This window comes from Geobacillus sp. FSL W8-0026 (assembly GCF_037966255.1).
In the GTDB taxonomy this organism is placed as follows: Bacteria; Bacillota; Bacilli; order Bacillales; family Anoxybacillaceae; genus Geobacillus; species Geobacillus icigianus.
The window spans coordinates 482,167-495,371 of the sequence record NZ_CP150194.1 but is presented as its reverse complement, the minus strand read 5'-3'; the positions used below and the strand labels follow the sequence as shown (position 1 = coordinate 495,371).

Sequence of the window (13,205 nt, the reverse complement as noted above, 5' to 3'; positions counted from 1 at the left end):
TGGAACAATAAACATTCATCAACCTGATCATGAATAAGCTTGACTTCTTCAAGAGATGTAACTATAATGGTTACAACGGTGGTGTTTTATTAATGAAACAAATTAGTACACGGTTTTCGATAGCAGTGCATATTCTTTGCCTGCTTGCGATCAGCTCAACCGATTGCACCGGGGAGTTTATCGCCCGCAGCGTCAATACGAACCCTGTCATCATCCGGCGAATTGTGGGCATGCTAAAGAAGGCCGGGCTTGTCGAAGTGCGGCCTGGCGTAGGCGGTGCTTCGCTGCGGAAGCCTCCGGATGACATTACCCTTCTTGACGTGTACCGGGCGGTCAACGCGACCGAAGTGGATCAACTGTTTCGCATCCATGATGCTCCAAATATCGAGTGCCCGGTCGGACGAAACATTGAGGCTGTGCTACAAACGGAACTCAAAGAAGCTCAATTCGCCATGGAACAGCGCCTAGCGCAAACGACTGTGGGTCAACTGGTTGCCAAATTTCAATAAAAAGCTCTTCAAGGGCTTTTTTACACCACCGTTGTAACCAAAATAGTTACAACAAATCCCCAAAGGAGGTTCAGCACAATGAAACTGTTAGTCACCGGCGCCACAGGAAAACTCGGCGCGAAAGTGGTCGAGGCGCTGCTGAAATCCGTCCCTGCCAACCAAATCGCCGTCAGCGTCCGCCAACCGGAAAAAGCCGAACATTTGCGTGCTCAGGGAATCGATGTTCGCTGCGGAGACTTCGACCGTCCGGAAACACTGAACACTGCTTTCCAAGGGATCGATCGGTTATTGATCATCTCGACGGATGGCGATAATGAGACAAGAATCCGCCAGCACACAAATGCAGTCGAAGCAGCCAAGCGCGCCCAAGTCGGATTCATTGCGTACACAAGTCTGGCGAAGGCAAATGAAAGCCGGCTCTCCCTCGCCGAGGTGCACCGAGTCACGGAAGAAGCTATTATCAAAACGGGCATCCCGTATTCGTTGTTACGCAACAACTGGTACTTGGAAAATGAAATCGGAACCATTCAAGCTGTTTTGGCAGGAGCGCCTTGGGTAACGTCGGCGGGCGCAGGAAAAGTCGGCTGGGCTCTTCGCCAAGACTACGCGGAAGCCGCAGCTGCCGTGCTGGCAGGAAACGGCCATGAAAACACCATCTATGAGCTGTCCGGCCCACTGCTGACTCAAGAACAGCTAGCGGACGCCCTCGGCGCTGTCCTAGACAAAGAAGTACCGGTGCAACAAGTAGATGACGCTGCTTATGCTGACATCATGAAAAACGCCGGTCTGCCGGAACCGCTCGTGTCGTTTCTCGTTGACATCCAACGCAGCATCCGGGAAGGCTCCTTAGAAGTCGAAAGCAACGATTTCGAAAAACTGCTCGGCAGACCAGTGACGCCGATCAACGAAGCACTGACGCAAATCGTCCATGACATTCGGAAAACAGCCCATTGATTCCCACCAAAACCGGCCGCCCGGCCGGTTTTTCCACATGCATCTCCCTCGCTCCATGTTCCGTTTGATTTTTTACCATCAAAAACAGTGGGGGAAAACAGACGAAAAGCCCTGATGACGACAAAATCGCATCGTATTCGCCGGTTTCAATGACGACGAACAGCTACATCTTGTATAGGAGGCTGGTGATTTAATCGTGGATACCGCTTTACAATGTTATTTCTCAATTAGAAAAACCTTGTTACATCGGTCCTGCTTTTCCGCTCATTCTCCCATTGATGAGAGGAATCAGCGGTTTTTCACCGGCCTTATAGGAATGAGAACAGGAAGATAGATCCTTTCATCTCTTGTTCGCAATGCACAAATCGGAAGGGTGTCCCAAAAAATGGAACACCCTCCACTTCAGAAACATTGATATTCACCCACTAGGCAGCCTAAACACAGACTTCTTCGGCAAAGCAGCCCTTATAAAGCTTCCTTTTTCTTTCCTTCGGCTTTCTTATACCCATTTTCCCAGAACGTCGCGTTTTTGATTCCGTATTTTGACGCATTGAACGCTGGATCTTTGCCTTGCTTCAATTGTTCTTCGTAATCTTTCAAGGCAAGATAAGCCGGTTTAAACAACAATAAAATCGCGATCAAGTTCAGCCAGACCATGATGCCGAGCCCGGTGTCGCCCATGGCCCACGCGGTTGTCGCCGTTTTGACCGTTCCATAGAACGTGGCAGCCAAAAAGATGATTTTTAAAGCCAAAAAGGCAATTCCTCGATGTTTGCCACGCACAAGATAGGCGAGGTTGGTCTCAGCGATATAGTAATAGGCGTACATCGTCGTAAACGCAAAGAAGAAGAGAGCAATCGCGACAAACGCCGAGCCAAATCCGGGAATCAACGTATCAACCGCAGCCTGCGTATAGCCAGCGCCCGGTTCGACTCCCTGGAGATGGACAACGATCGGTTCCTTTGTTTTTTCATTGATGACATTGTATTGATTGGTAAATAAAATCATCAGCGCAGTCGCCGTGACGACTAAGAATACATCCAAGTAAATCGAAAACGCCTGCACCAGCCCTTGTTTGGCCGGATGCGACACTTCGGCCGCCGCCGCCGGGTGAGCGCCTGTCCCTTGACCGGCTTCATTGGCATAAAGACCGCGTTTGACGCCCCACATGACGGCTGACCCGATAATGCCTCCAAATACTTGTTCCGCTCCAAACGCACTTTTAAAAATCAAACCAAAAACCTCAGGAATTTTTTCAAAATTCACCACAATGATCGCAATAGCGACCAACAAATAGCCAACGGCCATAAACGGAACAACGATTTCCGCCGTCTTCGCGATTCGCTTGACCCCTCCAAAAATCGTAAAGCCAAGAAGCGCAATGACGATTATGCCTGTCACCAGTTGCGGAATGCCAAACGCATTGTGAAAGCCATCGGCAATCGAATTAGCCTGAATTCCCGGCATTAACACCGCCATGGCAAGAAGGATGGCAGCGGCGATGACGACCGCAAACCATTTCCAACCAAGGCCTTTTTCAATATAGTAAGCCGGACCGCCTCGGTACTGCCCATCTTGCTCTTCTTTGAAAATTTGCGCCAGCGTAGACTCGACATACGCCGTCGCCGCTCCGATAAACGTAATGACCCACATCCAAAAGACGGCGCCCGGCCCTCCGTAAGCGATCCCCGTCGCCGTCCCGGCGACATTCCCTACCCCAATGCGGCCGGATAACGACATCGTCAACGCTTGGAACGAGGACACCCCCGCATCAGAACCCTTCCCGGTCGTCACAAGCTTAACCATTTCTTTAAAGTGACGAATCTGCAAAAACCGGGTGCGAATACTGAAATACAACCCGCAAAACACGATAAAGAGAATTAAAAGAGGGCTCCATAATAACTTATTCACCGTCTCAACAAGTTTGTCAATCAAATTCATCCCTCCTCATTGATTCAGTTGCTTTTGTTGTATAACACAGGGCTAAGGTATATTATAAATATCACATATTTCTGTTTCAATAATTTTTTATAATAGTTTTTTTCTATATTTCCTGAATAAAATTTCCATATCTTTCCCCACAATAAAGAAAACACTGCTGAGCACAATGTTCCTCACCACCCAGATATGAAAATCATATCCCATAATACGTTCTTTTCACAGCAAGATCCATGGGGAACTTTTTGCCCTCGACCAGGGCACGAACATTACCGCTCACCAACGTGCAGTTTTCATAAAACGGGGATTGTTATCTTTTTTTCAGAATAGCTTTCGGATCAATACAACAGACAATGCCTGTCGTTCAGAACACCACCGGTTGTATGTAAAGGTTCGGATTCGATTTGAATCCTTCCGAGTTCTTGACCAAAGAACAGCGAAAAGGACGGTGATGAACATCGGAGTCGCAGTGAAATAAGCATAAAAGCCACTGAAACACTCATGCCTCTCCATCCCGCTGCCTCCCCTGCTTGTGTATGAGATGCGATCATAATGAAACCACATGTTCAGACAATCCCTTAGCTCATGAATCGTCTTCCCTCTTTGTAGATAAAACTCACTTGACATATCGGTTTTTAATCCTTATAGTAATTCTACGTATCAGGAGGGATTGACGATGAATGTTTACTTAGTCATTTTCAACATTATGATGTTGCTGTTGCTGATTGGTGTTTTAGCCTATATGCAAAAGAAGCATATCTCCTTCTCCAAGCGGGTGTTTACGGCTCTTGGACTCGGAATCGTCTTTGGATTCGCATTGCAGTTAGTGTACGGGGCTAGTTCCACGATCATCCAACAGTCCACCCAATGGTTTGACATTGTCGGCACAGGATATGTCAAGCTATTGCAAATGATTGTTATGCCATTAGTGTTCATTTCTATCGTGATGGCGTTTACTAAACTTTCTGTCACTAATCATTTAGGGAAAATTGCCACGCTCATTATCGGTTTATTATTGGGCACTACAGCGATTGCCGCTTCGATCGGCATCATGTCCGCATTAGGATTTCAATTAGAAGCCGTGGACATTCCTTCTGGCGAAGCGGAACAGATGCGTGGACAAGAATTAGAGCAAAAATATGAGCAGATTCAAACTCTATCTTTCCCGCAAAAAATGATCGAACTGCTGCCCGCCAATCCATTTTTAGACTTCACGGGACAACGCAGCACATCGACGATAGCGGTTGTGATTTTCGCCGCCTTTGTCGGCATGGCGTATTTAGGGGTTGCCAGAAAACAGCCTGAACAAGCGGAAATGTTCAAAAAAATAGTGGATGCCTTGTACGCGATTGTCATGCGTATCGTCACGTTGGTGCTCCGCTTAACGCCTTACGGAATTTTAGCCATCATGTCCCGAATCACTGCGACAAGCGATGTAAACACAATCGCAAAACTAGGGAAATTTGTCGTTGCTTCCTATATGGCACTCTTCGTGATGTTTGCCGTTCATTTGATCATTTTAGCACTGGCCGGATTAAACCCGATTACTTACATAAAAAAAGTGCTGCCCGTACTGTCGTTTGCATTCACTTCCCGTTCAAGCGCGGCTACTCTTCCTTTGAATATAAAAGCACAAACAACCGCGCTTGGCGTTCCAGAAGGCGTCGCCAACTTTGCCGGCTCATTTGGGCTGTCAATTGGGCAAAATGGCTGTGCTGGCATTTATCCTGCCATGCTTGCTGTGATGATCGCGCCAACCGTCAACATCGATCCAACTTCTCCTTCCTTTATTTTGACGCTGATTCTAGTCGTCACCATCAGTTCATTTGGGGTTGCAGGCGTTGGCGGTGGGGCTACGTTTGCGGCGATTTTAGTGTTATCAACGATGAATCTGCCAGTAGCATTAGCAGGATTGCTCATTTCCGTAGAGCCATTGATTGACATGGGAAGAACCGCCTTAAACGTCAGTGGAAGCATGACCGCCGGTATCGTCACCAGCCGCATCACTAAAGAATTGAATGTCCATGTCTATAACGAAGAAACGAAAAAACTAGAAGCATGAGGTTTAAGACGCTGGTGATTTAGTGTAAAACGCCGCTGTTCCAACCTACTTCTCAATTAGAGAAACTTTGCAGAATGATCTTTCTTTTTTACATGAAGATGCCGCTCATTGATGTGCGACACAGCGGTTTTCCACCAGCCTTTTAGGTTTCTCACTTTCTCGCACGCCCCCAACTGCACTTAGCATATAGCGCCGTTGGGAATTTTGATGAATGAAAGCTGTCAACAAAAATTGAAAAGCCTACTATCTCACTTCGTACCGTGGCCTCTTGAGAGGGAGGGCGGTTGGGGCAGCCCCTCCCCTTCTCAAGAGGAAAAATGCCTCTTATATCGCAACTTATAGGTGAGAAAGGTTGCTGCTTTTGCTCATCTACAGTTTTCTCCTACTACTTCTAAGGAACAATTTGAAGATGGTATATGGACTCTCACTTTTCTCATATCATCACCTTTTTTATATTTTATTTTCTTGAACAGGCTCAGAAAAAAACAACAGACCGTGAACAGTCAACTTTGCTTCTGTCCCAATTGTATTAACAATCTTTTGCAGTCGGTCCAAATTGTACATGTAGAGTTCTTCAAGCGTTTCTTTTTCTGTATTGTTTCCACGGTTTTGTTTCAATGTTTAAGACGAAGCAGGTTTAGTGTATAATGCGAGTATGCCGAGAGTCTGATGTAAAACAAAATTCCAACTTATATAGGTAGAGTAGAATGATATTTTTAACCTACTTAAACCTTCACACATTCTCAATAAAACAAACGCAGCATGAAGAATTCGATTGAGCCATCTTTTATCAGATCTTATTGGTTACTTTCATAATTTATTATTGTGGTTCTGGAGTTGTGTCAAAAATTTTTTAAGTAAAGCTCTGTAAAAGAATCTACTTCTAGTTGATTTTGATAATCTCCAATCTTTATACTACTTTTTGTAACTGTTCATTTTCCATAACTCTCACCTGAAGGACTAATTGATTTCTCTTTTTGTGTGCTTCGAACAATGCCCGGAATGAAAATTCCTGTCATGATAAGGGAAATAATAGAAATTACGACTAAGGTAAAAGATAAAGATAGATGGGAAATAATCCAACCTGCTAAAAATGAACCTAAAGCCATCCCGCCTACAGTCAAGGCATCAACTGCTGAGTAAACTCTACCTGCATTACTGTCGTTAGTAACCTGCTGAATCATTGTCCATAACGGAGCATCAGCAATGTTCGCAAAAATACCCATTAGGGTTACAGATCCATATACTACTAAAGTAGCGATGAGTAGACTAAAACTATAGGTAGAACTAATGGAGCAAAGAAGAACAGACAAACTCAGTCCTATAACACCAATTATTGCAGATGTTCCTAGTCGTTTGCTTCCAATCCAAGCACCAATGAATACACCCAGTACAGAACCAGCTCCTACTGCAGAATTTAGATAACCAATTCCTGCATCTCCTTGCTGTAGTAGTTTGGATAGTTCAGGGATGAATACCCATGTGGCTCCTACTACTAAATGCGAGGTAATAAGAAAAAAAGTAATTGAACGTGCTTTCGAAACTCTTATAACAAAGGATAACCCTTCTGTAATCTCTCTAAATTTAGTTGTATAACTGTTAGCCATATCTTTCTTAGCGCCCTCAATCTTATTTAGACTACTTGGTAGAGCTAAACTACATAATAGACTTAACAGAAAGGAAATTCCATTAATTAGAAATGTCCAACTCACTCCCCCCATTTTCATAGCTAGTCCAGCTATAACTGGAGCAATTGTTAAAGACGTAGTTCCAATTATATTAGTTAGAGCATTTAATGATAAAAGAAATTCTTTTTCCACTAATTTTGGAATTACCACTAATCTAGCAGAGCGATTAATTAGACCAAATATGACAACTAATAAAATAAGAGTAATATACAGCGAAATAGAATTTATTTGTTGAATTGAGAGGAAACTTAAGATAAACATCAGTATCCCATTTAGAAGATCTGTAATTAGCATCAGTGATTTTCTGGGAAAACGATCCGCGATGTAGCCAGTAAACGGAGAAAAAACAATATACATACATTGCCGAATAATAATGAACGCTGTCATGGCTAAAGCACCAGCTGTATTGTATAGCAACGCTGACATACCGACGAAATAAATCCAATCTCCAATATTAGACAAAAAAGAAGCAATCAGCAGGGGGCGAGACCCAGGTGAGAAAAAGGCAATCTTAAAATCCTTAAAAAAATTCATACTAAATCCTCCCTCCTTCATGTTGATTTCACCGCTAACATGATTGCTAGGATCTCGTCAGTGCTTTCTCTTTTTTGTCACTAAATCACAAAATTTGGTGATGAACCAAAAAATTAGGCTCTTCACCACAAAATGTACTTGACAATCAGGTTGTTTTCTGATCAAGGGTACAAAAAATGCGAAATTTCCTGTATGGTAAAGGTGACCAAACCATCAACCATGGAGGAAATTTCGCATGCCATCTCAGTTTATCAAAGATTTGATCACTTTACTAGACTTTCTTATTCAAGGAGAACGAAAAGAGGAAGGATGATGGATTTTTGAACGTTCCCTCCCTCCTCATTGTCCGATCTGCCCGACTTGCTTCGGACGAACCATCAAAATGTCATCGAAACGAAAACAATGGATTCATGGCTATACCAATACGGTCGGTTTATTTTGGATTGAACTTCCCATCGAAAGACGGCATTGCCCAGCCTGTTTTCTGACGTTCACCGTTTCTGATCCGGGACTTCCGTCTCACAGTATCGCGACGGAATTGTTTCAACAATGGGTCGCCCAGTTATGCATCGGAAAAACGATTCAAGAAGTCGCTCGCTTGTTACCACTCGCCTACACGACCGTAGAACGCTGGTTTTATCAATTGCCCCGGCTCTTTTACCAACATCGAATCCTACCGTCGTATGTGTGGATGAATTCGCTTTCCGAAAGGGACATGATGACGGAGTAGCGGTGATGGACACACAGACTCGGAATGTCCTTTCCATTGCTTCTGGAAAAAATAAAGAAGCCATTGTGGAGGCGCTTCAACCCGTCGCCTCCAAAGTGAAGTATGTGGTCAGCGACTTGGCTCCTGCCATGAGAAAAGCCATGGAAAAGGTATGTCCAAAAGCCATCCATGTTCTTGACCACTTCCATGTGATTCAGTTATTCACCGATGCACTGGAACGTTGTCGCAAATACCTTGCCAAAGGCGGAACCAAACACGGAAGCGTTCGCCGCGTGTGTCGATTGTTAAGCCAACGTCCAGAAAAATGAACAGAAGAAGAGAGACAGGAAGTTCGACAATGGTGCCAAGAAAGTGCTTATTTACGTGATGTCTATCAAGCCCTTCAACATTTCCGTTACGTATCCAAAAGCCAAACAAGAAAGCAAGCCGAAACTCGTTTGACCCAATGGTTTGACCGGTACCTTTTTAGCGACTGTGCCGCCGTACGCCGTATTGCCAAGGCACTCATCACCCGAAGAGACGCCGTGCTTTCTTGCATCGTTTTTTCTTACTCCAATGGTCCAATGGAAGGAATCAACAACAAAATAAAATGGATCAAAAGGCGAGGATATGGGTATCGAAATATCCAGCGTTTTACTTTGCGTGTCCGCCTAGAGACCTCTATCACATTTTAACGTAAAAATCAAGTACATCTTTTGGTGATGAACCAAAAATTAGCGATAATAGCTAGTTTTTAGAATGTAATTGATTTTTAGATTGATTTTTTGTTTTTAATAAAAACTTTTGGGTTAAATAAACGCCGATGAATCCTCCAATGGTATTTAGAATGATATCATCAATATCAAATATTCCTCTTTTGAAAATAAACTGTATTAACTCAATAAATAAACTTGTATATAAAAATACTTGTAAATAATTAAATAGTTTATTTTTAATAAATAACAAAGCAACTATACCTAACGGGATAAACATAAATATATTAGAAATAATATTGATGATGAAAATGTCATTATTCACATTTTGGTATTTAAAAAGGTTTAACAGTGGAATGAAGTTATATTGACGATGGTAAACCCCGTCCTTGAAAAACAAAATCGATACTAAAAATACTAAATAACTGTAGATGAGCAAATTTGCTAACATAAATTGACAGCTAAACAAAAAAGGAGACATGAACCCAGCTCCTTGAGTAAAATAGATGTGCTCAAACTACCCACAAGGAGGTTCATGTCTCATGAATCGATGAGCACATCATCAAGGAATCCACAAGTTTTTCATGACGCTGGGATTGGCGCTTGATTTCTCGAAACCGGTCATCAAGCATCTCGTTCATATTGTGGATGCCTTGACTACCAAGGGATTTTCGGGAACATTGACCGATGTCCATCACTGGAGTTTTCATCCCAATCATCGAACCACGCTCAGCCATTTTTTCACGAAAAGCCCTTGGGATGAAGAGACGTTGCTTCGCAAACTCCAGCAATGGATCCTTCATCGCATCCAGCGAATCGCCAAACAGGAGAATCAACCCCTTTTTGTTTCGATTGATGATACGATTTGCCAAAAAACGAAGCCTTCGTCACGGGCTGCCCGCGCCATTCAAGGGTGTGATTGGCACTACTCGCACAAAGATCATCAATCCGTTTGGGGGCATTCGCTCGTTTGGCGGATGGTGCATACTTTCTCGCAAGCGTTCCCGTTCGCCTTTCGTCTGTATGACAAGACGGCGGGAAGAAGCAAGATCGACCTAGCGATCGAGATGCTTTCCTCGCTCAAGGGGAAACGGGCTCAGCCGGTGTATGTGCTCATGGATTCGTGGTATCCGTCCCAAGCGCTCATCGAAGCCTGCCTGAAACAAGGATTCCATGTCATCGCCATGCTCAAGACGAACCGGATTCTCTATCCGAAAGGTATCGCCATCCAAGCGAAGAAGTTCGCCCGCTATATCGAGCCCAACGACACCCACCTCGTCACGGTGGGGAAGGAGCGTTACCGCGTGTATCGCTACGAGGGAGCGATCCATGGCCTCGATGACGCGGTGGTGCTGCTGGCTTGGAAGGCGGATGAACCGATGACGCCAGATCATCTCCATGTCGTCTTGAGCACCGACCGGGAGCTAGGCGATGAAGAGATCTTGCGTTATTATGCCCAGCGCTGGACGATCGAATGCTTTTTCCGGCAGGCCAAAGACCAGCTGAAGCTCGATGGGTACCGTGTTCGTCACATTCGGGCGGTGAAACGGTATTGGGCCGTGGTGCTGTTCGCCTGCGTATACAGCATCGCCGAATCTCAGCAAGACCTCTCTTCCGGCCTGGAGCTTCTTCGGTCTCGGAAAGGGCACAGCGTCGTCGAGTTCATCTACGATGCCGCGAAGCAAGATATTCCCATTGATGTGATCAAAAAACAGCTCCATGTCGCCTAAGGGGTCCCCTGTTTGTCTCTTAGGGCATGGAAATTATTGTAACGAAAGATGCTCATCTACAGTAAATAAATAATATAAAAAGAAACGAATTGTGTCCGATAGTTTTTTATACTAAAGTTTGATTTTCTAGCTCCGAATAGTAGGTTCACAACGATCCATAATACAGTCGCTAGTATTAATCTACCTGAAATAAAAATAATCGGGCTGGAAGCCACATTAATAATATAATCATCTACAAAGTAATACATGATTAATTGAGAAGTGATCAAACATGCTAAAAGAATACCAATTTGTTTTAAAATTTTAACCGTCATTGTTCTCACCTCTTAAAAAAAAAAAAAAAGATTGAAAAACTATCTCTTTTCATAATAAATCTATTCATCGCTTATATCAATTTTTCCAAGAACCCCAAACATGGATTTCTCTACATCCTATGCAGTTGCCACTTATTTCGACAAATTTTAACTTGTAGTTACCATCTGGAAGACCACTTGTGCTTAACGATTTACTAGTTACATTCAGAAGATACTTTACCAACAGTCTTCTCCTTACTATAACCAAGCCAACCTTTACGGTAAGCATCTATGGAAACAGTTCTTCCTAAAGTATACTCTTGAGAGTGGGTAATAGAGATGCTTCCATCCGATACATCCAGTGACCCGATTGTCATGACGGAAGTAGTAAAATAACCATTGTAACTGTCACTTGCAGCAAAAGCAACCGTTGCGAAAACCACGCTAAAAACACCAATGAGAGCTGCGACTCTCTTGATCATTTTACCATCTCCACTTCCGTTTTTTCAAAAAATATTGTATAATTAATATAAATAATAGTATTTTGCAGAATTTTTTTAATATGAGTCAGTCAAGACTTTGTGGAGAACATTTTTTCGGTCTACTACGGGCGTTGTCAATCACCCGTTGGTAGACCATTTTTAGGAATTGTTGTTATAAGCGCTTTCGGACTCTCATCCCTCATCTAGAGATGGGTTTTTTCTATCCATTTTTTTACACCCATCCACCGTCCCGAAGCGCCGACAATGCTTGGTAGATCGGCGTCCCCGATGACTGTTGAAGATACGGGATGTTCTGGCGCATCACCTCCGCCAACAACCGCCCTGCCTTCCGTTTGGCCTGTTTGATCCGCTCCAGCTTCGTCGGGGCTGAGGCTGCCCTCTGGGGCTCTTCCTCCTCCAACTGCCCTGTTCTCCACCCGATTCCGTCGATTTGGGCCACCATCGCCTTCAGAAACGCCCCAAGTCCTTGGTCCTTCCAGCTGCGGCGGGATTTCACCCGGTACGCGAACGGGCTCATCACACTCTCGGCGTGGCCCATCGGACGCATGCCGGCCGTCTCCACCCCTTGCGCCGACAGCCACTCCCGGTAGTCCCGGATGCATCCCGGCATCGACTCGATCCGGCGGATCATTTCGGCCAACTGCTCTTCTTTGGCTTCGTCCCCCAACGTGCCGACGGCGCTGTTCAGTTCCACCAAAAGTCCTTCCTCGTCTTGCTTCGCCAGCTTCTTCCGCACCTCCCGCCAACGCGGGTGGCCGGACAGACACTGACGAAGCTCCCGCGCCACATGGAACCGATCCAACTGAAAGCACGCCCGCTTTCCGAAATACTCCCGGCAGGCGGTAATCCAAGATGCCGCGTCGCCGTTGATGACCAACAGGTCCCGGCACGGGTCATAGGCATATTCCTTCATCAGCCACGCTTCGAACCCTTCCCACACGTCCCCCGGCCCTTCATGGAGGTAGTGGCGCCGGTTCACGAGCTCCAGTTGCGAGCCGTTCCGTCTCCATCCCTCGTGAACCGCCAAGCTTTTCTGCTCTTTCGCCCGTTTCCCTTTCCCTTGGCGGGAGATGAACAGTCCATCCGCTTCCACCAATAGCACCCGGCCATGCCGTTGGGAAACAGGGTGGTGCAGCGAGATGGGGGCCGCCAACACCAGCTGACGAATCGCCTCATGGCTGAGGACCGCATACCCCACGATCGCCTCCAACGTGCGGGCTGCTTTGCGGTAGGAAGAGCACTCTACAGCCAACTCGACTGCCGTTTCCTCGAGGCAAGGACGGATCGATTGGGCTCCATCAAAGCCCAGTTCGGCATCCAACAAGAAGGTATACACCCCTGCCTGCCGATCATACTAGTAGTTCCGGTGAAACGTCACTTCTCCAAACAGCGTTTGGAGGGTGGTCAGCCGTTTGTCTTTCAGCTGATCGCGGCGCTTGTCCCTTGCTTCCGCCAGTTGTTGATCGATTTCCTCCAAAAGGGACGCCAACAAGGTGGCAAACACGTTTTGAAGGGTTCTCAACAATGGTTCCTCCAGTTCTTTTCATAAAGGCCATTGTGTGGTAAGATGTT

At 45.3% G+C, this 13,205-nt stretch carries 7 protein-coding genes and 2 pseudogenes; 5 read left to right on the top strand and 4 right to left on the bottom strand.

The features are described from left to right. Nucleotides 1-92: 92 nt before the first annotated feature. A complete protein-coding gene (locus NST29_RS02495; RefSeq protein WP_033020211.1) occupies nt 93-509 on the top strand; it encodes an Rrf2 family transcriptional regulator in 417 nt (138 codons plus the stop codon). Between the two features lie 78 nt (nt 510-587). Next, nucleotides 588-1,463, top strand: coding sequence for an SDR family oxidoreductase (locus NST29_RS02490; protein WP_033020213.1), 876 nt, complete (start codon nt 588-590; stop codon nt 1,461-1,463). A 465-nt stretch (nt 1,464-1,928) separates the two neighbouring features. Here the strand turns inward: NST29_RS02490 and NST29_RS02485 are convergent, their stop codons facing one another. Beyond that, complete coding sequence (locus tag NST29_RS02485; RefSeq protein ID WP_033020217.1) at nt 1,929-3,404, bottom strand: alanine/glycine:cation symporter family protein; 1,476 nt, start codon at nt 3,402-3,404, stop codon at nt 1,929-1,931. Nucleotides 3,405-4,077: 673 nt separating this feature from the next. Here NST29_RS02485 and NST29_RS02480 point away from each other — a divergent pair. Next, nucleotides 4,078-5,463, top strand: a complete 1,386-nt coding sequence (locus NST29_RS02480) for an L-cystine transporter (RefSeq protein ID WP_033020219.1) — start codon at nt 4,078-4,080, stop codon at nt 5,461-5,463. A gap of 932 nt (nt 5,464-6,395) precedes the next feature. On the opposite strand, the gene NST29_RS02475 is transcribed toward NST29_RS02480, so the two are convergent. Then, a complete protein-coding gene (locus NST29_RS02475) occupies nt 6,396-7,685 on the bottom strand; it encodes an MFS transporter (RefSeq protein WP_339232676.1) in 1,290 nt (429 codons plus the stop codon). Between the two features lie 235 nt (nt 7,686-7,920). On the opposite strand from NST29_RS02475, the pseudogene NST29_RS02470 reads away from it, so the two are divergent. Then, nucleotides 7,921-9,089, top strand: a pseudogene (locus NST29_RS02470) (ISL3 family transposase). A 602-nt stretch (nt 9,090-9,691) separates the two neighbouring features. After that, nucleotides 9,692-10,837: an IS701 family transposase gene (locus NST29_RS02465; RefSeq protein ID WP_339232674.1), complete on the top strand. Its 1,146-nt coding sequence runs from the start codon at nt 9,692-9,694 to the stop codon at nt 10,835-10,837. 508 nt (nt 10,838-11,345) lie between these two features. Here NST29_RS02465 and NST29_RS02460 read toward each other — a convergent pair. After that, a complete protein-coding gene (locus NST29_RS02460) occupies nt 11,346-11,612 on the bottom strand; it encodes a hypothetical protein (RefSeq protein ID WP_324699213.1) in 267 nt (88 codons plus the stop codon). 232 nt (nt 11,613-11,844) lie between these two features. Then, nucleotides 11,845-13,170 (bottom strand): annotated as a pseudogene (locus tag NST29_RS02455) (ISLre2 family transposase). Nucleotides 13,171-13,205 lie beyond the last annotated feature (35 nt).